The 26419-nt window shown below is 50.9% G+C and carries 24 protein-coding genes, 1 tRNA gene and 2 pseudogenes; 15 read left to right on the forward strand and 12 right to left on the reverse strand.

Annotated elements, in window-relative coordinates:
• Positions 1-149: 149 nt before the first annotated feature.
• From G4551_RS15815 to yejF, 5 genes are all read left to right on the forward strand, one after another.
• On the forward strand, positions 150-1709 hold the full coding sequence (locus G4551_RS15815) for a cyclic di-GMP phosphodiesterase (RefSeq protein ID WP_003840059.1): 1560 nt from the start codon (positions 150-152) through the stop codon (positions 1707-1709).
• Between the two features lie 99 nt (positions 1710-1808).
• On the forward strand, positions 1809-3623 hold the full coding sequence (locus tag G4551_RS15820) for an extracellular solute-binding protein (RefSeq protein WP_003840057.1): 1815 nt from the start codon (positions 1809-1811) through the stop codon (positions 3621-3623).
• A complete protein-coding gene (locus tag G4551_RS15825) occupies positions 3624-4718 on the forward strand; it encodes a microcin C ABC transporter permease YejB (protein ID WP_003834575.1) in 1095 nt (364 codons plus the stop codon).
• Positions 4718-5743 (forward strand): ABC transporter permease, encoded by a 1026-nt coding sequence (locus tag G4551_RS15830; RefSeq protein ID WP_003840055.1) that lies wholly within the window; start codon positions 4718-4720, stop codon positions 5741-5743. Before G4551_RS15825 ends, G4551_RS15830 begins: the two co-directional genes overlap by 1 nt.
• 1 nt (position 5744) lies before the next feature.
• Positions 5745-7334 carry a microcin C ABC transporter ATP-binding protein YejF gene (gene yejF / locus G4551_RS15835; RefSeq protein ID WP_003840053.1) on the forward strand — a complete coding sequence of 530 codons (1590 nt, stop codon included), beginning with the start codon at positions 5745-5747 and terminating at the stop codon, positions 7332-7334.
• A gap of 3 nt (positions 7335-7337) precedes the next feature.
• On the opposite strand, the gene G4551_RS15840 is transcribed toward yejF, so the two are convergent.
• From G4551_RS15840 to rsuA, 3 genes are all read right to left on the reverse strand, one after another.
• Positions 7338-7682 (reverse strand): YejG family protein, encoded by a 345-nt coding sequence (locus G4551_RS15840; RefSeq protein ID WP_085951589.1) that lies wholly within the window; start codon positions 7680-7682, stop codon positions 7338-7340.
• Between the two features lie 333 nt (positions 7683-8015).
• A complete protein-coding gene (locus G4551_RS15845) occupies positions 8016-9206 on the reverse strand; it encodes a Bcr/CflA family multidrug efflux MFS transporter (protein ID WP_003027494.1) in 1191 nt (396 codons plus the stop codon).
• Between the two features lie 15 nt (positions 9207-9221).
• A complete protein-coding gene (gene rsuA / locus G4551_RS15850; protein WP_003027496.1) occupies positions 9222-9929 on the reverse strand; it encodes a 16S rRNA pseudouridine(516) synthase RsuA in 708 nt (235 codons plus the stop codon).
• 150 nt (positions 9930-10079) lie between these two features.
• On the opposite strand from rsuA, the gene G4551_RS15855 reads away from it, so the two are divergent.
• Positions 10080-11840, forward strand: coding sequence for a DEAD/DEAH box helicase (locus G4551_RS15855; RefSeq protein WP_003840048.1), 1761 nt, complete (start codon positions 10080-10082; stop codon positions 11838-11840).
• Between the two features lie 124 nt (positions 11841-11964).
• The gene (rplY, locus tag G4551_RS15860; protein WP_003027502.1) at positions 11965-12249 is read left to right on the forward strand and encodes a 50S ribosomal protein L25; all 285 of its coding nucleotides are present in this window, start codon (positions 11965-11967) and stop codon (positions 12247-12249) included.
• Between the two features lie 120 nt (positions 12250-12369).
• Here the strand turns inward: rplY and yejK are convergent, their stop codons facing one another.
• Complete coding sequence (gene yejK / locus G4551_RS15865) at positions 12370-13377, reverse strand: nucleoid-associated protein YejK (protein WP_003027504.1); 1008 nt, start codon at positions 13375-13377, stop codon at positions 12370-12372.
• A 134-nt stretch (positions 13378-13511) separates the two neighbouring features.
• On the opposite strand from yejK, the gene G4551_RS15870 reads away from it, so the two are divergent.
• The 3 genes from G4551_RS15870 (at position 13512) to G4551_RS15880 (ending at position 15682) form a co-directional block, all read left to right on the forward strand.
• Positions 13512-13739, forward strand: coding sequence for a YejL family protein (locus G4551_RS15870; protein ID WP_003027506.1), 228 nt, complete (start codon positions 13512-13514; stop codon positions 13737-13739).
• A 31-nt stretch (positions 13740-13770) separates the two neighbouring features.
• Positions 13771-15531 (forward strand): LPS biosynthesis-modulating metalloenzyme YejM, encoded by a 1761-nt coding sequence (gene yejM / locus G4551_RS15875; protein WP_003840045.1) that lies wholly within the window; start codon positions 13771-13773, stop codon positions 15529-15531.
• A 74-nt stretch (positions 15532-15605) separates the two neighbouring features.
• Positions 15606-15682: transfer RNA gene (locus G4551_RS15880), tRNA-Pro, on the forward strand.
• A gap of 58 nt (positions 15683-15740) precedes the next feature.
• Here the strand turns inward: G4551_RS15880 and G4551_RS23880 are convergent.
• A pseudogene (locus tag G4551_RS23880) lies at positions 15741-16106 on the reverse strand (HumD family translesion DNA polymerase); the annotation flags it as partial.
• Between the two features lie 2 nt (positions 16107-16108).
• Positions 16109-16273 (reverse strand): annotated as a pseudogene (locus G4551_RS24140) (DNA polymerase V); the annotation flags it as partial.
• An 81-nt stretch (positions 16274-16354) separates the two neighbouring features.
• On the opposite strand from G4551_RS24140, the gene G4551_RS15895 reads away from it, so the two are divergent.
• The 5 genes from G4551_RS15895 to narP all read left to right on the forward strand — a co-directional run bounded on the left by G4551_RS15895 (position 16355) and on the right by narP (position 21325).
• Positions 16355-16597, forward strand: coding sequence for a DinI family protein (locus tag G4551_RS15895; protein ID WP_003840043.1), 243 nt, complete (start codon positions 16355-16357; stop codon positions 16595-16597).
• A gap of 484 nt (positions 16598-17081) precedes the next feature.
• A complete protein-coding gene (gene yibB / locus G4551_RS15900; RefSeq protein WP_003840041.1) occupies positions 17082-17939 on the forward strand; it encodes a protein YibB in 858 nt (285 codons plus the stop codon).
• A gap of 438 nt (positions 17940-18377) precedes the next feature.
• On the forward strand, positions 18378-19004 hold the full coding sequence (locus G4551_RS15905; RefSeq protein WP_003840038.1) for a hypothetical protein: 627 nt from the start codon (positions 18378-18380) through the stop codon (positions 19002-19004).
• A 297-nt stretch (positions 19005-19301) separates the two neighbouring features.
• Positions 19302-20413, forward strand: a protein-coding gene (locus tag G4551_RS15910; RefSeq protein ID WP_085951609.1) for an IS3 family transposase whose coding sequence is annotated in 2 segments (ribosomal slippage) — positions 19302-19563 and positions 19563-20413 — 1113 coding nt in all. Because the reading frame shifts where the segments join, the coding sequence is not laid out codon by codon here.
• A gap of 264 nt (positions 20414-20677) precedes the next feature.
• On the forward strand, positions 20678-21325 hold the full coding sequence (gene narP / locus G4551_RS15915) for a nitrate/nitrite response regulator protein NarP (RefSeq protein ID WP_003027518.1): 648 nt from the start codon (positions 20678-20680) through the stop codon (positions 21323-21325).
• A gap of 101 nt (positions 21326-21426) precedes the next feature.
• Here the strand turns inward: narP and G4551_RS15920 are convergent, their stop codons facing one another.
• Genes G4551_RS15920 through G4551_RS15945 form a run of 6 tightly spaced genes read right to left on the reverse strand, consistent with a single transcriptional unit; the run spans position 21427 to position 26401 of the window.
• Positions 21427-22476 carry a cytochrome c-type biogenesis protein CcmH gene (locus tag G4551_RS15920; RefSeq protein WP_003839446.1) on the reverse strand — a complete coding sequence of 350 codons (1050 nt, stop codon included), beginning with the start codon at positions 22474-22476 and terminating at the stop codon, positions 21427-21429.
• Entirely contained in the window at positions 22473-23030 is a 558-nt protein-coding gene (dsbE, locus tag G4551_RS15925) for a thiol:disulfide interchange protein DsbE (protein ID WP_003834613.1), read from the reverse strand. The genes G4551_RS15920 and dsbE overlap by 4 nt, the downstream gene beginning before the upstream one ends.
• Positions 23027-24982 carry a heme lyase CcmF/NrfE family subunit gene (locus G4551_RS15930; protein ID WP_003839444.1) on the reverse strand — a complete coding sequence of 652 codons (1956 nt, stop codon included), beginning with the start codon at positions 24980-24982 and terminating at the stop codon, positions 23027-23029. Before G4551_RS15930 ends, dsbE begins: the two co-directional genes overlap by 4 nt.
• On the reverse strand, positions 24979-25458 hold the full coding sequence (ccmE, locus tag G4551_RS15935) for a cytochrome c maturation protein CcmE (protein WP_003834619.1): 480 nt from the start codon (positions 25456-25458) through the stop codon (positions 24979-24981). Before ccmE ends, G4551_RS15930 begins: the two co-directional genes overlap by 4 nt.
• On the reverse strand, positions 25455-25667 hold the full coding sequence (ccmD, locus tag G4551_RS15940; RefSeq protein WP_003027536.1) for a heme exporter protein CcmD: 213 nt from the start codon (positions 25665-25667) through the stop codon (positions 25455-25457). Before ccmD ends, ccmE begins: the two co-directional genes overlap by 4 nt.
• Positions 25664-26401, reverse strand: a complete 738-nt coding sequence (locus tag G4551_RS15945) for a heme ABC transporter permease (protein ID WP_003027538.1) — start codon at positions 26399-26401, stop codon at positions 25664-25666. The genes ccmD and G4551_RS15945 overlap by 4 nt, the downstream gene beginning before the upstream one ends.
• Positions 26402-26419 lie beyond the last annotated feature (18 nt).

Below are 26419 nucleotides of genomic sequence, written 5' to 3' on the forward strand. Positions count from 1 at the left end.
GCTATCCTGATGAGACATATAAAAAAGCACTGCTGCGGCGGTGTTTTTTTTTGCTTTGCCCTTGTGACTAAGAAAAATCTCACAACATGAGTCATTTCAGGTTATATTCATACAGGATAAGTGGTTACTTCAGGTAAACATAAGGAACTATGTTAAGGCGCTCCTCTTCTTCCGATCGGAAACTCCTGCTCACCTGCGTTATAACGGGGATAGTCGTCGCGTTACTCGTCAGCTCACTGCAGTTTTTTATGTCATGGCATCAACGAAACGCAAAGTACGACACGCTAACGTCTAACATACAAAACTATATTGAAAGTTTCTTCGCTGACCTTGAAACCACCACCAACACACTGCAACCTCTGGTAAAAGACACCTGCTCGCAAGCTTCAGCTCAACTCACTTCCAGCGCCGCGTTTAGCCTGAATGTGCGGGCCTTTTTGCTGGTAAAAGACGGTATCGCTTTCTGCTCTTCAGCAACCGGTTCAATGAATACGCCTCTTCAGCAATTGGTTCCCGTGCTGGACATGACGAAAGATATCGATATGGATCTCCAGCCCGGTACGCCAATGATGCCGAATAAACCGGCAATACTCATTTGGTATCGCAATCATTCATTACAGAACAGCGGCGTTTTTGCCACCCTGAATGTTAACCTGGCACCCTATCTTCTCTATAACGCCCGGCAAGATGATTTCAACGGTGTGGCACTCATCGTCGGGAAGACGGCTATCACCACGTTTTCCAAACAATTAATCCCCGTGTCTGAACTCCCTGCTCTCCCATCATATAATGCAGCCTTGTCTACATTCCCGTTGGAGGTGCGTTTTTACGCGGATCGGTGGACGTATAAAGATGTTGGATACGCCATCATGCTCGGATGCATGGCCGGGATCATGACCGCTCTCCTTCTCTGGTACTACATCTATGCCGTCCGTTTACGCCCGGGGAAAGATATCCTTAACGCCATCAAACACAATCAGTTTTATGTGGTGTACCAGCCCGTGGTAGAGGTGCAAACGCTGGAGGTGAAAGGTGTTGAGGTACTATTACGCTGGCATCACCCGACCACCGGTGAGATCCCCCCGGATGCCTTTATTCATTACGCAGAATCACAGAAAATGATTGTGCCGCTAACCCAGCACCTCTTTAAGCTGATAGCCCAGGACGCGCCGATGCTGCAAAAAGTGTTACCCGCTGGCGCAAAATTGGGGATCAATATCGCGCCAACGCACTTACACGGCGAGACGTTTAAAGATGATATTCAACGCCTGTACGCCTGCCTTCCCGCGAACTATTTTCAACTGGTGCTGGAAATCACCGAGAGGGATATGCTGCATCAAAACAAGGCAATCGAGCTATTTGAATGGCTGCATTCAGCAGGTTTTGAGATTGCCATTGATGATTTTGGCACCGGTCATAGCGCACTTATTTATCTGGAACGCTTTACCGTTGACTACCTGAAAATCGATCGCGGCTTTATTAACGCCATTGGGACGGAAACCCTGACCTCTCCGGTTCTGGACGCCGTGTTGACACTCTCTAAACGTCTTAATATGCTGACGGTTGCTGAAGGGGTAGAAACACCTGAGCAAGCCCGTTGGCTGCGCGAACGTGGAGTACATTTTTTCCAGGGATACTGGATTAGCCGCCCATTAAAGCTTGCTGATTTCGTGCGTTGGATGGCGCAGCCCAATAAGCCGACGTGGTGATCGCAGTATGCGATTCATATATTCTCACTCGCCGCTACATCTCTTATCTTTCAGGCATGATGCCCGTCGGGTTGTGGCAGGAAAAGGAAATCGCTTTTAATGATCCCTCGCGTATTGCTTCTGTTTATCACCCTCATCGGGTTTAGCGCCCAGGCGCAATCCATCAAAGAAAGCTATGCTTTTGCCGTGCTGGGTGAACCGAAGTACGCGTTTAACTTTAATCACTTCGATTATGTTAATCCCGCAGCCCCTAAAGGTGGTCAAATCACCCTCTCCGCCATTGGCACATTTGACAACTTTAACCGCTATGCAATGCGAGGTAATCCCGGCGCACGTACCGAAACGCTTTACGATACGCTGTTTACAACCTCTGACGATGAGCCTGGTAGCTATTACCCGCTCATTGCCGACAGCGCACGCTATGCTGACGACTATTCCTGGGTAGAAATTGCCATTAATCCACGAGCGCGTTTTCACGATGGATCACCCATTACCGCCCGCGACGTCGCATTCACCTTCCACAAATTTATGACTGAAGGCGTGCCACAGTTTCGTCTGGTCTACAAGGGAACAACGGTAAAAGCCATCGCGCCATTAACCGTACGCATTGAATTAGCCAAACCGAGTAAAGAGGACATGCTCAGCCTGTTTTCATTACCCGTGATGCCAGAGAAGTACTGGAAAGACCATAAGCTCAGCGATCCCTTATCATCGCCACCGCTCGCCAGCGGCCCTTATCGCATTACCAAATGGAAGATGGGCCAGTATATTGTCTATTCGCGCGTCAAAGATTATTGGGCCGCTAATCTACCCGTCAATCGTGGACGCTGGAACTTCGATACCATCCGCTACGACTATTATCTGGATGATAACGTCGCCTTTGAAGCGTTTAAGGCCGGTGCGTTTGATCTGCGTCTTGAAAATGATGCCAAAAACTGGGCGACGCGTTATACCGGGAAAAATTTTGCGAATCATTACATCATCAAAGATGAACAAAAAAATGAATCCGCCCAGGATACGCGCTGGCTGGCTTTTAATATTCAGCGTCCGGTGTTCAGTGACCGACGGGTGCGGGAAGCCATCACGCTGGCCTTTGATTTTGAATGGATGAATAAAGCCCTGTTCTATAACGCCTGGAGCCGGACCAACAGCTATTTTCAGAATACCGAATATGCTGCGACAAAATACCCCGATGCAGATGAACTGGTGGTACTCGCGCCCTTGAAAAAAGATCTCCCTCCTGAGGTCTTCAGCCAAATCTATCAGCCGCCAAAATCAAAAGGCGATGGCTACGATCGTGAGAACTTGCTGAAAGCCGATACCTTGCTGGAACAAGCCGGATGGGTACTCAAGGGGCAGCAGCGCGTAAACAGCGTCAGCGGTAAACCTCTGAGCTTTGAACTATTGCTCCCGGCGGGCAGCAACAGTCAGTGGGTGTTGCCGTTCCAGCACAACCTGCACCGCTTAGGCATTACCATGAACATCCGCCAGGTTGATAACTCACAAATTACCAACCGCTTACGCAGTCGCGACTATGACATGATGCCAAGGTTGTATCGCGCAATGCCGTGGCCGAGTTCAGACCTGCAAATTCTGTGGGCTTCTCAATATATTGACTCCAGCTATAACGCCCCCGGTGTGCAAAGCCCGGTTATCGATAAGCTGATCGGTCAAATCATTGCCGCGCAAGGTGATAAAGCCAAACTGATCCCACTCGGCCGGGTACTGGACAGAGTTTTAACCTGGAATTACTACATGTTGCCGATGTGGTTTATGGCCGAGGATCGTATCGCCTGGTGGGACAAATTTTCGCATCCGGCTATTCGCCCAATTTATACCATTGGCCTCGACAACTGGTGGTATGACGTCAACAAAGCGGCGAAACTGCCCGCAGCCAGACGGCAGGGAGAATAGATGGGCGCTTATCTGATTCGACGTCTGCTGCTGGTGATCCCAACGCTTTGGGCCATCATCACCATCAACTTTTTTATCGTGCAAATTGCCCCCGGCGGTCCGGTTGAACAGGCCGTCGCCGCCATTGAGTTCGGGCAAAGCGGGGCATTACCTGGCGCGGGTAGCGAAGGCGTTCGCGCCAGCCATGCGCAAACCGGCGTTGGTAACATCAGCGACAGTAATTATCGCGGCGGCCGGGGTCTGGACCCGGAAGTCATCGCGGAAATCACTCGGCGCTACGGGTTCGATAAGCCCATTCATGAGCGTTATTTCAAAATGCTTTGGGACTATATTCGTTTCGATTTCGGCGACAGCCTGTTTCGTAGCGCCTCTGTGCTGACGCTTATCAAAGACAGCCTGCCGGTTTCCGTTACGCTGGGCCTATGGAGTACGCTCATCATCTATCTGGTGTCGATACCCCTTGGGATCCGCAAAGCGGTTCACAACGGCAGCCGTTTTGATGTCTGGAGTAGCGCATTTATTATTATTGGCTATGCCATTCCGGCCTTTCTGTTTGCCATTTTGCTGATCGTCTTTTTTGCCGGGGGCAGCTACTACGACCTGTTCCCGCTGCGCGGGCTGGTTTCCGCCAATTTTGACTCCCTGCCCTGGTATCAGAAAGTGACCGACTACCTTTGGCATATTACCCTGCCGGTGCTGGCGACGGTAGTTGGTGGGTTTGCCGCGCTGACTATGCTGACCAAGAACTCATTTCTGGATGAGGTGCGCAAACAGTATGTCGTCACCGCACGCGCTAAAGGGGTCAGCGAGAAAAATATTCTGTGGAAACATGTGTTTCGCAATGCCATGTTGCTGGTGATCGCCGGCTTCCCGGCGACGTTTATCAGCATGTTTTTTACCGGTTCGCTGCTGATTGAGGTGATGTTCTCGCTTAACGGTCTGGGACTACTGGGGTATGAATCCACCGTATCGCGCGACTATCCGGTAATGTTTGGCACACTCTATATCTTCACCCTGATCGGTCTGCTGCTGAATATCCTCAGCGACATCAGCTATACGCTGGTCGATCCCCGTATTGATTTTGAGGGACGCTAATGTCGCGATTAAGCCCCGTCAATCAGGCCCGCTGGGCGCGCTTTCGCCACAACCGTCGCGGCTACTGGTCGCTGTGGATTTTTCTGGTGCTGTTCGGTCTTAGTCTGTGTTCAGAACTGATTGCCAATGATAAGCCGTTACTGGTGCGCTACGACAATAGCTGGTATTTCCCCCTGTTCAAAAACTACAGTGAAAGCGACTTCGGCGGACCGCTGGCGACCCGGGCTGATTATCAGGATCCGTGGCTACAGCAGCGCCTGGAAAACCAGGGCTGGATCCTGTGGGCACCAATACGCTTTGGGGCCACCAGCATTAACTTTGCCACCGATAAGCCCTTCCCTTCCCCGCCTTCTGCACAAAACTGGCTGGGAACAGACGCCAACGGCGGTGATGTACTGGCACGGATCCTCTACGGCACACGTATTTCGGTCTTATTTGGCTTAATGCTCACCCTGTGTTCGAGCGTGATGGGCATTATGGCTGGCGCAATACAGGGCTATTATGGCGGCAAGGTGGACCTGTGGGGGCAACGATTCATTGAAGTTTGGTCCGGTATGCCAACGCTGTTTCTCATCATTCTACTGTCGAGCGTTGTCCAGCCTAACTTCTGGTGGCTGCTGGGTATTACCGTGTTGTTTGGCTGGATGAGCCTGGTTGGCGTGGTGCGCGCGGAGTTTTTACGTACCCGAAACTTTGATTATATTCGTGCCGCTCAGGCGCTCGGCGTGAGCGATAGCAGTATTATTCTGCGCCATATGCTACCCAATGCGATGGTTGCCGCTCTGACCTTTTTACCGTTTATTTTGTGCGCCTCGATAACCACTCTAACCTCGCTGGATTTTCTTGGGTTTGGCTTACCGCTTGGCTCGCCATCGCTGGGAGAACTTCTGTTACAGGGTAAAAACAACCTGCAGGCACCGTGGCTTGGCATCACCGCGTTCATCTCCGTTGCCCTGCTCTTATCGCTTCTGATCTTTATTGGTGAAGCGGTACGCGACGCGTTCGATCCCAACAAGGCGATTTAAGATGACACAACCTCTGTTAGCTATTGACAATTTATCGGTAGGTTTTCGTCAACAAGAGACCGTGCGCACCGTGGTCAACAGTCTGTCACTGCGCGTTGATGCCGGACAAACGCTGGCGCTGGTGGGGGAGTCCGGCTCAGGTAAAAGCGTGACCGCGCTATCTATTTTACGGTTATTGCCCTCCCCTCCGGTCGTCTACCTTTCCGGCGACATCCGTTTTCATGGTGAATCATTACTTCACGCCGATGAGCAAACGCTTCGCGGCGTGCGGGGGAATAAAATCTCCATGATTTTCCAGGAACCAATGGTGTCACTGAACCCGCTCCACAATCTGGAAAAACAGCTTTATGAAGTGCTGTCGCTGCATAGGGGAATGCGTCGGGAGGCCGCGCGAGCAGAAATCCTGACCTGTCTGGATCGCGTCGGCATCCGTCAGGCGGCCAAACGTCTCGCAGACTACCCGCACCAACTGTCCGGCGGGGAACGCCAGCGCGTGATGATTGCCATGGCATTGCTAACACGACCGGAGCTGCTGATTGCCGATGAACCGACTACCGCGCTGGACGTTTCCGTTCAGGCACAGATCCTGCAACTACTGAGGGAACTACAGCGCGAGCTGAACATGGGATTACTGTTCATCACCCACAACCTCAGCATTGTGAAAAAGCTGGCCGATACCGTGGCAGTCATGCAAAACGGTCAGTGCGTTGAGCAAAATAAAGCAGCACAGTTGCTCACTGCGCCCACGCATCCCTACACGCAGAAATTGCTAAACAGTGAACCTTCCGGCGACCCGGTACCTTTACCGGCCGGACAAGCCCCGCTGCTGGAAGTGGAAAAACTGCACGTCGCCTTCCCCATCCGCAAAGGTATCCTGAAGCGTGTGGTGGACCACAACGTCGTGGTTAACAATATCAGTTTCTCTCTGCGGCCCGGTGAAACGCTGGGGTTGGTCGGTGAGTCTGGGTCGGGGAAAAGCACTACCGGACTGGCGCTCCTGAGGTTAATCTCCTCACAGGGAAGTATTGTGTTCGATGGTCAGGCGCTGCATACCTTAAATCGTCGCCAGCTGTTGCCGGTCCGTCACCGTATTCAGGTGGTATTTCAGGATCCCAACTCCTCGCTTAACCCACGCCTGAGCGTGCTACAGATTATCGAGGAGGGGTTACGCGTTCATCAGCCAACCCTGTCAGCCGAACAACGCGAGGCGCAGGTGAAAGCGGTGATGACGGAAGTGGGACTGGATAGCGAAACGCGGCATCGTTACCCGGTTGAGTTTTCCGGCGGTCAGCGTCAACGTATTGCCATCGCCAGAGCATTGATTCTCAAACCTTCCTTGATTATCCTGGATGAGCCAACATCATCGCTAGACAGAACCGTACAGGCGCAAATCCTGACGTTGTTAAAGTCCTTACAGGAAAAGCATCGGCTGGCTTATATTTTTATCAGCCATGATTTGCACGTAGTACGCGCGTTATGCCATCAGGTTATTGTGCTACGTCAGGGAGAGGTTGTGGAGCAAGGGCAATGCGAGCACGTATTTAACGCGCCACAGCAAGCCTATACGCGTCAGCTGCTTGCGCTAAGCTGACGCTCAAAACGGATTGTTATTTGAAAACGGCTCTGCGATGGCCACGCCGAAGTTTTTCAGTCTGCAGGTCGCGGCAAATTCATCCTGGCGATTCACAAACAGGCACGGCTCCCCTTCACATTCCAGTACGGAACAAGGAACCTCAATGTCGCTGAGGGCCTGGCTGAGCTTATGCATGACTGACCATGCGCTGTCACCATCAGGGCTGAGCAATTTGAGCGCCACCAGGCTGTTCTCATTGCTCTGACCGTTTTGCGGAATCGGTTCAACCTTTGAACCTGCGAAACCCACCGACCAACGATAGCTCTGCGGCAGACGATGAACGATTGAGAGTTGTAATGTCATCACTTTCTTTCCCTGGAAGCACAATCACTTCACAATTATTTTACATCAATATTAACACATCATTGACAATACGTCTTCAGACAGTTGGTAAACGTTTACACCCTGTCTTTATGCCGCTTTCCGAACCAGGTAATTAAAATTATTCAATGGTTCTGGCATATTTCCGGGCTATATGTACTCGTTTCTGCGATCTAACTCAACCTTTTTAACTACAATGATGTGACTTTTTACATAAATTGATTTTACATAAAATAAACATAACCAGGGGAAATGATAGATTTGCGGTTGATGTATATCAACTCTGGAGGCCTTAAGGCCCCCAGGATGTGTAATAGATCACCGTTTTTGGGCGCGACTGGCGTAAAGACAGAAGAGAATTGAACAGGTAGCGCAAAATGCGATCGACCATATCATTGGCCAGGCTGAGTTAAAGGTCGCCAGAGACAACAGCGCCCCAACGATGGCACCAATGCCGAAGCGGAATGTCCCTGCCAGCGATGACGCCGTTCCTGCCATATGTGGAAATTCATCCAGAATAACCGCCATGGCGTTAGATGACACCATCGACACACAGCCAACAAACGCCGCAACGCCCACAACCAGGGCCCAGAACCCCAACCCAAACAGTGTGCTAAAGACCATCCAGCCAGCCATCACGAACTGGATCCACAGACCGGTACGGAACATATTCAATGCCCCAACCCGACGCACAAAGCGGCTGTTGATGATAGTCATCACGAACAGGAATACGATGTTCAGTGCGAAGTAATAACCGAAATGTTGCGGTGAAACGTGGTTGATCTCAATGTAGACAAAGGGTCCGGCGCTCAGAAACGAGAACATCCCGGCAAAACTGAATCCGCTGGCCAGCATATAGCTCAGCACACGTTTATGACGAAACAGCGAGGCAAAGTTGCCAATAGTAGTACGCAGGCGAAACGGCTGGCGACGCTCTACCGGCAGAGTCTCTTTGATCAGTGTAAGGATCATCACCGACGCCAGAATAGCTGCCATGGCGAGGATCCAAAAGATATAGTGCCAGCTCAGCCATACCAGCACCCAGCCACCGATAATCGGTGCCATTAATGGCGCAATTGTCGTGACCAGCATGACGAATGACATCATGCGCGAAAACTCTTCTTTCGGATAGATATCACGCATCAGGGCGTTGATAACCACGCTCGCCGCCGCCGCAGCCAGGCCGTGGAAGAAACGCATCACGATCAGTTGATCGATGGTTTGCGCCAGTGCGCAGGCCACTGCCGCCGCCGCAAACACCAGCGTCCCGCCCAGGATCACTGGCTTGCGTCCAAGGCTGTCTGCCATTGGCCCATAGAACAGTTGCCCCACTGCGAACCCCAGAATATAGGTACTGAGGGTCATCTGCGCGCTACCTGCTGGCACACCAAACTGTTCAGAGATAACAGGCAGCGCCGGAAGATACATATCAATCGACAACGGCATCAACATGGCTAACAAGCCAAGGATAAAGACAATGGCAATTGACGAGTTCTGCCGGGTGGTCACATTTAGCTCCTGAAATTAACGCGGGGTTAAGTTAACGCTGGCGATTTCTTCTTCAGTCAAAGGACGGTATTCACCTGGCGCCAGATCCTCATCAAGCCTGATGTCACCAATCCGTTCACGGTGCAGTTCCACAACGTGGTTACCCACCGCGGCAAACATACGTTTAACCTGATGATAGCGCCCTTCGCTGATGGTCAAGCGCACCTGAGTTGGCGTAATCACTTCCAGCACGGCCGGTTTGGTCAGATCTTTCTCATTGTGCAACTGTACACCATGGGCAAACTGTTCGGCGGTATCATCTGCCACTGGCGACTCCAGCGTCACCAGATAGGTTTTCTCACAATGGTGACGAGGAGAGGTGATGCGATGCGACCACTGTCCGTCATCGGTCATCAGCACCAGTCCAGTGGTGTCGATATCCAGACGCCCTGCCGCATGCAGTTTGTAGGCAACCGGTTCATCAAGGAAATAGAGCACCGTCGGGTGATCGGGATCATCCGTTGAGCAAACATAACCCTGAGGCTTATTCAGCATAAAATAGCGCGGGCCATTTTGTTGAACCAGGGAATTACCGTCATATTCTACGTCGTGTTCTGGCAGCAGCTTAAAAGCGCTATTTCTGACGATTTCACCGTCGACGGTAACGCGGTTAGCACGGATCTCACGCCCGGCAATAGCGCGGCTGACGCCGAGTTGCTGAGCGATAAATTTATCAAGTCGCATGTGTGTGATTTTGCCTGTAAAAATACGAGAATCGGGTTTACGCCCGAAAAGTGGGACCGTTATCCGCCCAGTATAGCGGCGTTACACCATCCCTCAAGAGAAATGATTCATGGCATACTACTCCTTGTTATTGTTTATTATAGTGAGCCCATGATTTTTACTCTTCGCCCGTACCAAAAAGAAGCCGTGGACGCCACGCTCAACCATTTTCGCCACCACCGCACCCCGGCGGTTATCGTCCTGCCAACCGGCGCGGGCAAAAGTCTGGTGATTGCCGAGCTGGCCCGCGTAGCGCGTGGTCGCGTACTGGTACTGGCGCACGTCAAAGAACTGGTCGCACAAAACCATGCGAAATATTGTGCGCTGGGGCTGGAAGCCGATATTTTTGCCGCAGGCCTGAAGCGTAAAGAGAGCCACGGAAAAGTAGTATTTGGCAGCGTACAGTCGGTAGCGCGTAATCTGGACGCCTTTCAGGGAGAATTCTCCCTGCTTATCGTCGATGAATGCCATCGCATTGGCGATGATGAAGAGAGTCAGTATCAGCAAATCCTCACTCACCTGACCAAAGTAAATCCTCACTTACGCCTGCTCGGACTTACCGCCACACCTTTTCGTTTGGGCAAAGGCTGGATTTATCATTTTCATTATCACGGAATGGTGCGCGGCGATGAAAAAGCACTGTTTCGCGACTGCATTTATGAATTACCGCTGCGCTACATGATTAAACACGGCTACCTGACGCCGCCAGAACGCCTCGACATGCCGGTAGTGCAATATGACTTCAGCCGCCTGCAGGCGCAAAGTAACGGCCTGTTTAGCGAAGCGGACCTGAATCAGGAGCTGAAAAAGCAGCAGCGAATAACGCCGCATATCATCAGCCAGATTGTCGAGTTTGCCCAGACGCGTAAAGGGGTGATGATTTTCGCCGCCACAGTTGAACACGCCAAAGAAATTCTGGGTCTGCTGCCTGCTGACGACGCCGCACTTATCACCGGAGACACGCCTGGCGCCGAACGCGACGTGCTGATTGAAGAGTTCAAAGCCCAACGTTTTCGCTATCTGGTGAATGTGTCGGTCCTGACCACTGGCTTCGATGCCCCGCACGTCGACCTTATCGCCATTCTTCGCCCGACCGAGTCAGTTAGCCTTTACCAACAAATTGTCGGTCGTGGGCTGCGCCTGGCGCCGGATAAAACCGACTGTCTGATCCTCGATTACGCTGGTAACCCGCACGACCTGTACGCGCCGGAAGTTGGTGCGCCGAAAGGGAAAAGCGACAACGTTCCGGTACAGGTGTTCTGTCCTGCCTGCGGCTTTGCCAACACCTTCTGGGGCAAAACAACGGCCGACGGCACGCTGATTGAGCACTTTGGCCGCCGCTGTCAGGGATGGTTTGAAGATGATGACGGCCATCGCGAACAGTGCGATTTTCGTTTCCGTTTTAAAAACTGCCCGCAATGCAACGCGGAAAATGACATCGCCGCCCGCCGTTGTCGGGAGTGCGACGCGGTACTGGTTGACCCAGATGACATGCTGAAAGCCGCGCTCAGGCTTAAAGATGCGCTGGTTCTGCGCTGCAGCGGGATGGCGCTACAAAATGGGCAGGATGAAAAAGGCGAATGGCTGAAAATTACCTATTACGATGAAGATGGCGCCGACGTCAGCGAACGCTTTCGCCTGCATACTCCCGCGCAGCGAACGGCCTTCGAGCAACTGTTTATTCGCCCGCACACCCGAACGCCCGGCATTCCCTTACGCTGGATAACCGCCGCCGATATCCTCGCCCAGCAGGCGCTGTTACGTCATCCTGATTTCGTGGTCGCGCGCATGAAAGGTCAGTACTGGCAGGTCCGTGAAAAGGTCTTCGATTATGAAGGACGCTTTCGTCGGGCACATGAATTACGCGGTTAATCGTACTTTTGATTGATGTACCAGCCGTTTGAGTATAGAATCTCGCCCGCTTTTGCATACGCAAAGCAGATCACTTACCTGTTGCTGGGTCGCCTGTAGCAGGAATTATTAAAGAGAGATTTAAATGTTTACTATCAACGCTGAAGTACGTAAAGAGCAGGGTAAGGGTGCGAGCCGCCGCCTGCGTGCCGCTAACAAGTTCCCGGCAATCATCTACGGTGGCGCAGAAGCCCCGATTGCTATCGAACTGGATCACGATGCAGTTATGAACATGCAAGCTAAAGCTGAATTCTACAGCGAAGTTCTGACCATCGTTGTTGACGGTAAAGAAGTTAAAGTTAAAGCTCAGGCTGTACAGCGTCACCCGTTCAAGCCGAAGCTGTCTCACATCGACTTCGTTCGCGCGTAATCGCAAACAAGTTGAAGAAAAACCCCGCCAAGGCGGGGTTTTTTTATGGGATTTTGTAATCGATACTGATGGTTCTCGTCGACCGGATAAGGCGTTTACGCTCTCACCCGGCAAACGGTTTTATTTCCCGCCCGACGTGCGACGCTGCAGCTGGTCGCGCAGGTTCGGCGGCGTACCTTTGATGGTCAAAGTATCTGTAGCCGGATCCCAGAAAATACGTTCACCCAGTAGCATGGCGTCGAAGTTGATGGTTAACCCACCGCCGCTTCCGGCAAATTTGGTTAACTGACGCAGCGTACTGCGATCTGCCGGGAAGCTCTCTTCCAGCTCGTAGCCTTTATCAGCGGTAAATTCGCTGAAGCTAACTTCACTGACGCCGGAAAGCTCTTTGGACAGCGACTCCAGCTCGATCTCTTCACCGGCTTGTAGCTGTTCGTTGCAGTAGCTGTACACCTGCTGGCGCACGTTCTGGCGTTCAGCTTTATCGAGCTGCGCCTCGGCAGTAAAGTCATCGACCGCCTGCAGCAGGCCACGGTTTTGCGCTTTGGCGTTCAGACCTTCGCTGGCACCGAGGAAATCCATAAAGAAATCGGCAACTTTGCGCCCTACCCGCCCTTTCAGGAACGTCAGATAGCGCGTGGACTCCGGATTGGTTTCCCATTCGGTTAAATCAATACGCGCCACGATATCCGCATGATTGATGTCCAGATAGTGCGTCGGATTGATATCCAGATTTTCATTGACGCGCATGCTGCTTAAATTGTTCAGCACGGCGACCAACAGATACTCTACCGCCAGATAGCGGTAATGGCAGAACAGGACAATGCCGCCGTCGGCAAAAGGATATTTCGCCAGCTCGTCCCGCAAGCGTCCGGTCGCGGCACGACTAAATGCCAGAAAATCCTCTTCGCCCTGACGCTGTAAACGCAGCGTTTGTGCCAGTTCACTCTCTTCGCTAAACAGGCCATAAGCTTTATTCTTGGCGCTATATACCCGATGCAGCTCAGCCATCATATCGACAACCGTCGCTGTCGGTTCCAGTAATGAATCGCGCAAGACCAGCTCAAGGTTCTGCTCGTCACGTTTGATAAGCTGGTGCAGGGCAATCTGGTTGATATCCAGACTCATGATAAACTCTCCTTTTAGACCGGGCGGTATTCAACCACCTGCCGGGCAGTGACGCAATAGAAGATAAAAAAGCAGAAAAAAAACTGTCTGTACGGTAATATGTTGCCCTTTCATGAACAGACTGATTTCGATTTATGCCACAAATTTCCCGCTATAGTGACGAACACGTTGAACAACTGCTGAATGAGATGCTCAACGTACTGGAAAAACATAAGGCGCCGACCGACCTTTCCCTGATGGTACTGGGAAATATGGTGACTAACCTTATCAATACAAGCATCGCACCGGCCCAGCGCCAGGCGATTGCCAACTCTTTTGCCCGCGCATTACAGTCTTCGGTAAACGACGACCAAGCGCATTAAGAGCCTGCTCCGGGGAAACGAACAACAGTTTATGGTAACTCATCGTCAGCGCTACCGTGAGAAAGTCTCCCAGATGGTTAGCTGGGGGCACTGGTTTGCCTTGTTCAACATTCTGTTGGCCGTGGTACTCGGTAGCCGTTACCTGTTTGTCGCCGACTGGCCGACAACGCTTGCAGGTCGTATTTATTCCTATGTAAGCCTGGTCGGACATTTTAGTTTTTTGGTGTTTGCCACCTATCTGCTAATCCTGTTTCCCCTGACGTTTATCGTCATGTCCCAGAGGCTGATGCGATTCTTATCAGCTATTCTGGCGACGGTGGGCATGACGCTGTTGCTAATCGACAGCGAAGTTTTCACCCGCTTCCATTTGCACCTCAACCCGATCGTCTGGGAACTGGTCATCAATCCTGACCAGAATGAAGCGGCGCGTGACTGGCAACTGATGTTTATCAGCGTACCAGTGATTTTGTTAATTGAAATGCTGTTTGCGACCTGGAGCTGGCAAAAGCTGCGTAGCCTGACGCGTCGTCGCCACTTCGCCAAACCATTAGCCGCATTCTTCTTCATTTGCTTTATCGCCTCGCACGTGGTGTATATCTGGGCGGATGCCAATTTCTATCGCCCGATTACCATGCAGCGCGCGAATCTGCCGCTCTCCTACCCGATGACGGCGCGTAAGTTCCTGGAAAAACATGGTCTGCTGGATGCGCAAGAGTATCAGCGTCGCCTGATCGAGCAGGGGAATCCGGAAGCAGTTTCTGTGCAGTACCCGCTGAGCGAACTGCGTTATCGCGATATGGGCACCGGCCAGAACGTCCTGCTGATCACCGTCGACGGCCTGAACTATTCACGCTTTGAAAAGCAGATGCCTGCGCTGGCTGAATTCGCCGGGCAGAATATCTCCTTTACGCGTCACATGAGCACTGGCAACACCACGGATAACGGGATTTTTGGCCTGTTTTACGGCGTCTCACCAAGCTACATGGATGGGATTTTATCGACCCGAACGCCTGCGGCGTTGATTTCCGCGCTGAACCAGCAGGGCTATCAGTTAGGGCTATTCTCTTCGGATGGCTTTACCAGCCCGCTTTATCGCCAGGCGCTGCTGTCAGATTTCTCCATGCCAAGCGTGCAGACGCAATCTGACGACCAAACCGCAAGCCAGTGGATTAACTGGCTGGGACGCTACGCGCAGGAAGATAACCGCTGGTTCTCGTGGGTCTCCTTTAACGGGACCAACCTTGATGACAGCAACCAGAAGAACTTTGCCAAACGCTATGCCAGCGCCGCTCAGGATGTGGATGCCAACATCAACCGCGTTATTAGCGCCCTGCGCGACTCCGGCAAACTGAACAACACGGTGGTGATTATTACCGCAGGTCGGGGCGTGCCGCTGACGCAGGAAGAGAACAACTTTGCCTGGTCGCGAGGCCATCTGCAGGTTCCTCTGGTTATTCACTGGCCGGGAACGCCTGCTCAGCGCATCAATAGCCTGACCGATCATACGGACCTGATGACAACGCTGATGCAGCGCCTGCTGCACGTCAGTACACCTGCTAACGAATACTCGCAGGGGCAGGATCTGTTCAATGCAACCCGCCGCCATTACTGGGTTACTGCCGCTGACGGCAGCACGATGGCCGTTACCACACCCGAGATGACGCTGGTGCTGAACAACAACGGTAATTATCAGACCTATAATTTGCGCGGCGAGAAAATAAAAGATCAGAAACCGCAGCTAAGTCTGCTGTTACAGGTTCTGACGGATGAGAAGCGATTTATTGCTAACTGATTAATTATAAATCAGTTAGCGAGACATGCTCTTGCATTCGTAGCGGAAAGCAGTAGTATTAGCAGCCATAGCGTCGGCACGTAGCGCAGCCTGGTAGCGCACCGTCATGGGGTGTCGGGGGTCGGAGGTTCAAATCCTCTCGTGCCGACCAAAAATCCTCGAAAAACCAGCCTGTTACGGCTGGTTTTTTTATGCCTGTTTTCTGAGCGCTCCGCGTTCCTGGCATCATTAATGATGTACGTGATAACTCCAAATATTGCGTGTGAGGAATTGTAGCCATCACCATCTTCTGACAGCGCTTCCCTTCTCCCGTTCTCCAGATTTATCAGGTGGGGCTGAGGGTGAGTTCGGTATCACTTTATCCTGAATTCCCCATCTATCGCGCATATCAGCAGCGAACCATCACAGGCTGAAAGCGACGCATCCACAACAAGTAGCGCCCCCTGGATTATCCCTTCCCTGAAATGTGAACGCGATGCCCGTATGAAATAAGTCGCTGCGGGCTGGCTGATTAGCTGCTGATCGAGGGAGATCCTTGTTTCAACGTAATCATTGGCAGGTGAAGGGAAGCCCATGGCTATAGTCCTCCGTTTGGATTGAACAGCTGAAAGGTACGGTTCTCCCCTTCCTGCGTTGATACATCGCGGAATGTTGTCACATACCACTCGATCCATTCGTTAGCCTGCTTCATCGTCCAGTTCCAGTTAACCTTGCTCAGTTCCTGGACAAACCGCTGTGTGGTGGCATCAATTAACCCCTCTTGGATACCGGATAAAAACACAGTATAAATACTGTATATACACCCAGCAAAAGGCTACAAGCAATGTTCGTGGAACTCGTTTATGACAAAAGGAATTTTGATGGTTTGCCCGGAGCAAAAGATATCATTCTGGGAGAATTGACTAAGAGGGTTCAGCGGATCTTCCCCGATGCTGATGTTCGGGTTAAACCGATGATGACACTATCGGCGATCAACACTGACGCCAGCAAACATGAGAAGGAGCAGATAAGCCGTACTGTTCAGGAAATGTTTGAAGAGGCTGATATGTGGCTAGTTTCAGATTAAACGCCTTGAACCGTCATATTGCTTAAGTACAATCCACCGTGACTGGCAATCATTCAATACTCGCACTATCGAACGTTCGCCAGTCGGCCGCAATCATGCTCTTGCATACGGTGTGGTTGCGGCAACTCTTGTTACAGTTCACCATCAATTGGCCAGCCAGGTCATCTTTAATGATTTCCGTTATTACGCCAAATATCGGCAAAGGAACACTGCTTGATATGATTCAGTAACCTATGGTTATCATATATTGGAACAAAATGACAATTTCAAAAAAAATAATATCAATGAAAATTATTCACCATTGAACAATCCTTTGCAACAACCAGTTATTTTGTATATCCGTTGCTTATCAGTTTTAATATCACATGATCCTTCCCGCCTCATGTTGATACTGATAGAATGTTTCCATGTGACTGATATCAAAAAATATGTATTCAACATTCTTGTAGTTATTGGATAGGTATAAAACACGGATTGCTTAAAAATGAACTCTTCTATTACCATTGTTACAGCATTTTTCGATATAGGACGAGGAGACTGGACGAGTAATAAAGGTTTCTCTCCTCACTTAGAGAGAACAGCTGATACCTATATTCAGTACTTTGAAAATCTGTCTAAATTGGATAATGACATGGTCATTTTTACATCCAGTGAACTTAAACCCAAAATTGAAGCAATTAGAAATGGGAAAAACACTGTTGTAGTGGCTTTAGATATTAATAAGAAATTTCAAAGCATAAAAAAAAGAATTGCACGAATTCAAAAAGATAATGAGTTCATTAGCAAACTTGAAACTCGCCAGTTGATAAATCCCGAATACTGGTCCCCAGACTATGCACTGGTTTGCAATCTAAAAACATATTTTGTAAACAGAGCTATAGAGTTAAATCTTGTGAATGATGATATGGTTGCATGGGTTGACTTTGGTTACTGTCGTAGTGCAGACGTAACCAGAGGGTTATCTCGATGGGACTATCCTTTTGACCGCAACAAAGTAAATTTCTTTACAGTTAAAAAAGGTTTGACCGTCAAAACTATCCATCAGGTTTTTGACCACATGATTAACAATCGTTCCTATATTATTGGTGGGGCAATTGTAGCAACACAAAAGAAATGGAAAGAGTTTTACAAACTGGTTTGTCAGTGTCAAATAAAAACACTCAGAAATAATATAGTTGATGACGATCAGGGTGTTTTTATAATGTGCTATCATTACAACCCTAAATTAATAAAACTAAATTACCTGGGTAAGAACCGCTGGTTTAATCTATTTAAACTATTCGGAAGAAAAGATTTAATTACTTTATTAAGAAGATTAAAGGTCTCTCTTATAGGTAAATAATTTTTAATTGAGGTATGAACAATGCCGATTCTAACCAGCCCCGGCATTGTTTTGCTTTTTCCTGCGCAGCCTGTCCCTGAAAAAATACTTTTTCCGCCTCTGCATCATGAACCTATTGTGTGCCGTCCCATTTAACGTATCCCCCTTCGGGAGCCACTGATACAACATTATCAGGCAGGGACCCCAGCGTCTCAACCCACATGGGGAAATTAGAGCCGGTTAAAAGTTGTGAGCCACTCATTTATGTTACTCAGACCAAGTCTGAGTAAGGCTATCACACATAACTAAATTTAATTTATGGTGCAGGGAGTAGACAGTGTACATATCAATATTTACTTCTCAACGATGATCTGCGTCGTTTAAGACCGACATCACTATATTAAGGGAAGTGCATATATATGATGATATTGACTTTTATTCACACGGAGCTAAAGTTAAATGTCTAAACGTAAGTCTAAAATTTACGAAAATCCCGGTCTTGACTCAACAATCTTTGTTGAACCGCAGCAAATTGCCAATACAGCCAATGCATTTCGTGAAGTGGTAAATAGCCTTAATAATGGCTATCTAGACGTACACGATGTTAGACGGAATGTCCTTTATACCAACGCAACTTTAGCAATTGAGCTTTATTTTAAAGCATTCTTGGTCAAAAGAATTCCTGCGCCTTACGATTTCACCATCGAAAATGGCCAGGCTACAAAAGCTGAATTCGATGATGAAAACCGCGTGACTAATTGGCATTCACGCCTAGATCTTCTTGAAGAACATAAAACGCACAACTTAAAAAAGCTTTTCAATGCACTTAGCGACACACAAAAAAAATGTGTCACACAAGAGATTTTGCAAACATGTAACACGATCCAGACCGCTACGGATCTATTGCAATTCCTTGACACTATTAGGAACTACTTTGTTGATAAGCGTTATGAATTCCAAGAATTCATCTATGGTGTTCCAAAAGACTCAAATATTATCTATACCTTGATTCCCGTCTTAAATGCCATTGGTAAAGTGCTTGCTAACCCACCAAATGCACCATTTCCAGACATGACTTTGTTATAAGGAAGGTTATAGTTTCAATGTTATTAAGCTCCTTTTTAGAAACATAAAGGTCTAATCTGATCTAAAGCATCTAAACAACATGGGAGAAACGTCCCCTAACCTATTGATGTATATAGAGCAGATTTTGTCATAAAAGCACTGTTTGTTTACACATGCAAATAGCAATTAGAACCAGCAATGGCGCGGCTCTCAGTGTTTCATAAGCGGTGTCATGGGGTTGTAAGTAGCCCGCATAATCGTGCCATTCACATTTAGAGATCATCCGGCATAATCAATCTGCCAACGAAGGAGATCGCTATGCGTAAAGCCCGTTTTACTGAGCATCAGATTATCGCTGTGATTAAGTCGGTTGAAACCGGACGAACTGTTAAAGATGTCTGCCGGGAGGCCGGTATTTCTGAAGCCACCTACTACAACTGGAAGTCCAGATACGGCGGCATGGAGGCTTCTGATATTAAAAAGATCAAAGATCTTGAGGACGAGAACCGACGTCTCAAACAGATGTTTGCCGACCTGAGCCTTGAGAACCGGGCGCTGAAAGACGTTATCGAAAAAAAGCTTTAAAACCAGCCTTTAAGCGTGAGCTGGTCACTCATCTGGTAACGACATTCGGACTCAGTATCCGTCAGGCCTGCCGGAGTCTGAACCTGAGCAGAACGGTTTACCATTACCGCCCGGATCCCACGCGTGACGAACCCGTTATTGTCGCGTTACAGGCAGTGGCAGAGCGATACCCACGATACGGTTTTCCAAAACTTTTCCAGGTGTTGCGGCGGCAGGGACACCCGTGGAATCACAAAAGGATCCATCGTATTTATTGTCTGCTGAAGCTGAATTTTCGCCGAAAGGGCAAACAGCGGTTGCCGGTGCGTAATCCTTCGCCACTGGCCACGCCGGAAGCACTGAACCAGAGCTGGTCTGTTGATTTTATGCATGATGCCCTGGTCTGTGGCCGTCGTTTTCGCACGTTCAATGTCGTTGATGACTTTAACCGTGAGGCGTTGTCGATTGAAATCGATCTGAATCTGCCAGCTCTGCGCGTGGTCCGTGTACTCGACAGGATTGCGGCAAATCGCGGCTATCCGGTCATGCTACGTATGGATAACGGTCCGGAATTTATCTCACTGGCACTGGCTGAATGGGCAGAGAAACATGCAGTAAAACTGGAGTTTATCCAGCCGGGTAAGCCGACGCAGAACGCTTTTATTGAGCGCTTTAACCGAACATACCGTACAGAAATACTCGATTTTTATCTGTTCAGAACGCTGAATGAAGTGCGGGAAATCACGGAAAGATGGGTGTCAGAATATAACTGTGAACGCCCTCATGAATCACTGAACAATATGACGCCGGAGGAATATCGGCAACACAATCATTTGGCCGGGATCTCAAAAAATGCATGGAACTAAAACGGGTCTATTTACAGGGTGTCGGGGGTCGGAGGTTCAAATCCTCTCGTGCCGACCAAAAATCCCAAAAAAACCAACCTTAGGGTTGGTTTTTTTATGTCTGAGATTCATCATTCCTGAGAATTACTACGGCTTTCAGTACAGGTTTTACTACTTACCCATGCACAAATTGGGGTAAAATTTATCCTCTCATCAGCGTGATGAATCTGGACGATTGATGCGCTGAAAACAATAATGATACTAATAAAAACTCAGGAGAATAGTATGCCTGAAGCAACGCCTTTTCGGGTGCTGATTGTTGACGACCACCCACTGATGCGGCGAGGAATTAGTCAATTATTGCAACTTGATCCCGCCTTTAACGTAGTCGCGGAAGCGGGTGATGGCGCCAGCGCTATCGACCTGGCAAACCGCCTGGACCTTGATGTGATCCTACTGGATCTCAATATGAAAGGGATGAGCGGACTGGATACCCTGAATGCGCTGCGTCGGGATGGCGTCACCGCGCAAATTATTATTCTTACCGTATCGGATGCCGCCAACGATGTGTACGCTCTAATTGATGCCGGTGCGGATGGTTATTTGCTTAAAGACAGCGATCCTGAAGTCCTGCTGGAGGCTATTCGCAGTGGTGCCAAAGGTGGTAAAGCCTTTAGTACCCGCGTCAGCGAATATTTGCGCGAGCGCGACCTGTTTGGCGCCCAGGAAGACCCATTCAGCGTTCTCACCGAACGCGAACTGGATGTGTTACATGAACTTGCTCAGGGGCTATCGAACAAACAGATTGCATCAGTGCTGAATATTTCTGAACAGACGGTGAAGGTGCATATTCGCAATCTGCTGCGCAAACTCAACGTGCGTTCTCGTGTAGCTGCCACCATTCTATTTTTACAAACACGCGGCATGCAGTAATCAGATATTGCCCGATGGCGCTACGCTTATCGGGCCTACAAGCCACGTGCATCAGTAGGCCGGATAAGACGCTTTGCGTCGCCATCCGGCATCTTCCACTCTTACTTCTCCTGCGGCGTTAGCTGCTCCATCGCCTGCTTAATGCTGCGTTCTATCACCGCCCGACGGGTATCATTGGCCGGTAATAATTTCAGCATCATCTCCCACGCCGCAACCGCCTCGCCAAAGCGCTGCTGTTCAAAAGCGTTAAACGCATACATGCTGAGAACCCGCACGTTGGCATGTTCGCCGCGTACCAACTGGCGTAGCAGCTCCCCTCCCCGACGGTTATCATCAGGATCGGAAGAACGGGTCAGCGCTTCCGCATAGCCCAGCGCAGCATCGCTGTTTTTCGGATCCAGTCGATAAGCATTGGCATAGGCTTCAGTGGCCGTACTGGCGTTACCAAGTACCATGCCAATGCGCCCAAGCATGATCCAACCTTCAACGTTGGTAGGATCGGCTTGTAAGCGAGTGCGCAGACCCAACGCCAGACGCGTCATATCTTCTTCATTGAGCGGATCAGCTTTTGGATCCAACGCCCGCTCCAGCAGCATAGGTGCCTGAGCGGTGGCCTGTTGCCAGACCTGAACCTGCTTATAGTTGCCGGTTTCATAATAGCTCACTGCGCCAACCCCCAGCGCCACCACGATGCCGGGCACAAACAACCCGAACCCACCGCGTTTGCCATCCGGGATAACGTCATCAGGAAACTCTTCCTGTTTTACCCGGACACGTCGGCGAGTACGGGCGAAAATAATCCAGCCACCCAGACCAATCGCAACCATCGGCATCACCCACAAAAGCACAGTAAGCGGCGTCAACGGCGGATCGTAAGTGACGAAATTGCCGTAGCGGGCCACCATGTAGTCGACAATCTCTTTCTGACTTTTTCCTTCCTGCATCAGTTCGTACACTTTCTGACGCAGGTCGGTGGCAATCATCGAGTTAGAATCGGCAATACTGTTGTTCTGACATTTAGGACAGCGCAACTGTTCGGTAAGCTGACGGAACTGCTGCTCCTGCGCTTCATCCTTAAACTGCATCACATCGATGGTCGCAAGGGCGGATCCCGAGATAACCAGCATCAGCAGGCCCAGTAAAAATCTCATTGCGCAGCCTCCTTACTGTACTTATCCCACAACGGTTTGATCTCGCTCTCCCACACCCTGGCATTCAAATCGCCGGCATGGCGATAGCGAATAATACCTTTCCCGTCGATCAGGAACGTCTCCGGCGCGCCGTACACGCCAAGATCCAGACCAAGCATACCGTCGCCGTCAAACAGGCTTAATGAGTAAGGATTGCCCAGCTCTTTCAGCCAGACAATGGCTTTCTGACGATCGTCTTTATAGTTCAGCCCCACCACCCGCACGCCCTGCGCAGACAGCTGATTCAGGTACTGATGTTCGGCGCGACAGGTCGGACACCAGGTCGCCCAGACGTTCAGCAGTACCGGTTTGCCCTGGGTCAGCACATCGGCCTGATAATGCTGCCCCGGATTTTCCAGCGACTCCAGGCGGAATGTCGGAACGGGTTTGCCGATCAGCGCCGACTCCAGATTAGTGGGATCGTCCCCCTGAGCGTTACGCGCCAGCTGCCACAGCAGCGCCGCCGCAATGATCAGAAAAATAATAAACGGAATTAACAGTGCGTTGCGCTTCATACAGCCTCCGACGCATTTTTTTGCACCGCGGCACGAGGACGCGTGCGCTGACGATAGCGTGGATCAAACAGGCAGAACAATCCGCCCAGCGCCATCAGCAATCCTCCGGCCCAAATCCAGCGAATAAACGGTTTGTAGTACAGACGCACAGCCCATGCGCCGTTATCCAGTTCTTCACCCAGCGCAGCGTACAGATCGCGTGTGAATCCGCCGTCAATTGCCGCTTCAGTCATCATCGAACTGGTGCTGTTATAGAAGCGTTTTTCCGCATGCAGCGTGGCTTCTGGTTTACCATCTCGGGTAACGCCAATAATGGCGACACCGCCCCGGTAGTTAGGTCCGGTAATATCTTTCACTTCGCGGAACGTGAACTGATAGTTATGGATACTGACGCTATCACCTGCCTTCATGCGCACATCGCGTTCAACACTGTAGTTCTGGCTAAAGGCAATACCGACAATAGTAATCGCCAGCCCAACGTGGCCCGACACCATGCCCCAATAGCTTGGTGTTAACTTCGTTCCGCGGGAAACTCGCAGGAACGCTTCGGACACCGCCAGCACGAATATCCAGCATGCCATCGCCAGACCCACCACCGTCATAGCGGCAATGCGATCCTCAAACAGCCACGGCAGCAGCAGCGACATAACAAGCGTGGTGACAAACGCGATAATCAGTAACGTTTTCAGTTTACGCGGTCGGTCACGGCCCCAGCGCACTAATGGCCCTATTCCCAGCAACAGCGCGAACGGTGCCATCAGCCAGGTAAACATGGTGTTGAAGAACGGCTCGCCAATCGAAATGCTGCCCAGCCCCAGCTGTTTGTGCACCAACGGCAGCAGCGTACCCAATAGCACCACCAGCATGGCGGCAATCAGCAGAACGTTGTTGCCCAACAGCAGAGATTCACGCGACCACAGCGCGTTATTTACCCGTGAGCGGACCTTGTGACCGCGAACCGCAAACAGCAGCAGGGAGCCGCCAATCACTAATACCATAAAGGCCAGAATAAACATCCCGCGCGACGGATCGGAGGCAAAAGCATGCACCGACACCAGCACGCCGGAGCGCACCAGGAAAGTCCCCAACAGGCAAAGCGAGAATGCGCAGATTGACAGCAGCAGCGTCCAGGCTTTAAAGCTGGCACGCTGTTCGGTGACCGACAACGAGTGCATCAGCGCCGTTCCCACCAGCCATGGCATAAACGAGGCATTTTCAACTGGATCCCAGAACCACCAGCCGCCCCAGCCCAGCTCGTAATAGGCCCAGGCGGAACCGAGCACAATACCCAGCGTCAGGAACACCCACGCCGCCAGCGTCCACGGACGCGAAAAACGGGCGAAGGTACTGTCCAGTCGGCCACTCATCAACGCGGCAATCGCAAACGCAAAGGCCACGGAGAAACCGACATACCCCATGTACAGCAACGGCGGATGGAAAATCAGCCCCGGATCCTGCAACAGCGGGTTCAGGTCGCGCCCTTCAATAGGGAAGTTGGGCAACGTACGGGCAAATGGATTGGAGGTAAACAGAATAAACAGCAGAAAGCCAACGCTGACCATCCCCATCACCGCCAGCACGCGGGCGACGATGTCCAGCGGCATACGCTGGCTGAATGCCGCAACGGCGAACGTCCAGCCGCTCATCAGCAGTACCCACAGCAGCAGAGAGCCTTCATGCGCGCCCCAGGTTGCTGCCACCCGATACCAGACCGGAAGCTGGGTATTGGAGTTGCTGGCGACGTAGGTGACGGTAAAGTCATTAACCACGAAGGCGTTGACCAGAATCAGGAATGCGCCCATCACACAGATAAACAACACCCAGGCAAAGGGCCGCGCGGAAGCCATCATCCGTACATCGCCGCGCGCTACGCCCCACAGCGGATAGACCGACAGCAGTAACGCCACGCCTAGCGCAAGGCACAACAGCGCATTGCCAATTTCAGGCATCATGACGTTTTATCCTTATACACGCTTTCCGGACGACGATGGTTTTCCTGCATCGCTTTTTCAACTTCCGGCGGGGTGTAATTTTCATCATGTTTGGCCAGAACCTCTTTGGCCTGTACATGATTTCCCTCGTCCAGTTCGCCCTGAACAACAACACCCTGCCCTTCGCGGAAAAGATCCGGCAGAATACCTTCATAGGTTACATCCACCACACCTTCGGCGTCATAGATGCTGAAATTCACCTTTAATGACTGCGGATCGCGCTTTACGCTACCGGGCATCACCATACCGCCCACGCGCAGACGCTGACCGACTTCAGGCATCTGCTGCGTTTCGCGCTTACCGTAGAGTATCTCTCCCGGCGTATAGAACAGGTCAATATTGGAACGCAGCGCATAAAGCACCAGCGTAATGGTCAAAGCCAGACCCGCCAGTACCGCACAGGCTATCCATAACCGATTTTTACGTCGAATATTCACGCCGCCTCCCGTTGCACTTGCGCCGCACGCATACGTGCTTCTCTCGCCCGCTGCTGCGCTACACCGCGTAAAATTGCGCGATGCTGTAACGTGGAATGCACTACCAGCACCACCAGCGGGATAACACTCATCGCTACGGCAAGCCAGACATACAAGGCGTAGCCGCCCATCGCGAAAAAATCACTCCATGATGCAAATGCAGGGGTCATTGGCGGCCTCTTTTTAAGATCAGTTCGCTCACCCACGGGCGGCGTTTTTCCATCATCAAAATCAGGTTACGCATGCGCATCAGCGCCAGCGTGACAAACAGTAACAGGTAGCCGACGATCGCCAGACGCAGCGGCGTACGCATCGCCGGATCGATGCTTTGCTGCATGCGGGTAGAACCCTGATGCAGCGTATTCCACCACTCAACCGAGTAGTGGATAATCGGTAAGTTGACCACGCCAATCAGCACCAGAATACCGGCGGCACGACCTGCCAGACGGCGGTCATCAAAGGCATGCCACAGCGCAATGGCGCCAACGTAGAGAAACAGCAGCACCAGTTCAGAGGTGAGTCGGGCATCCCAAACCCACCAGGTTCCCCACATCGGTTTGCCCCATGCGGAACCTGTCACCAGCGCAATAAAGGTAAACACTGCACCAATCGGCGCCATCGCAGCCAGCGCCAGATTGGCCATTTTCATCTGCCAGACCAGGCCGATAAACGCGGCAACGGCCATCGAGGCGTAAATGCCCATCGACCAGATTGCCGCCGGAACGTGCAGATAAATAATGCGATAGCTCTGCCCCTGCTGATAGTCTGCAGGCGCAAAACCAAAGCCCCAGACCCATCCCGTTATCAGTACCACCGCGCTGGCAATCGCCAGCCACGGGATAAACCAGCCACAGATCTGATAGAGCCGAGGGGGCATCGCCAATTGATGAAGTGTTTTCCACATAGTTCAGTCACCAGACTC

It is taken from the genome of Citrobacter freundii ATCC 8090 = MTCC 1658 = NBRC 12681, assembly GCF_011064845.1.
In the GTDB taxonomy this organism is placed as follows: domain Bacteria; phylum Pseudomonadota; class Gammaproteobacteria; order Enterobacterales; family Enterobacteriaceae; genus Citrobacter; species Citrobacter freundii.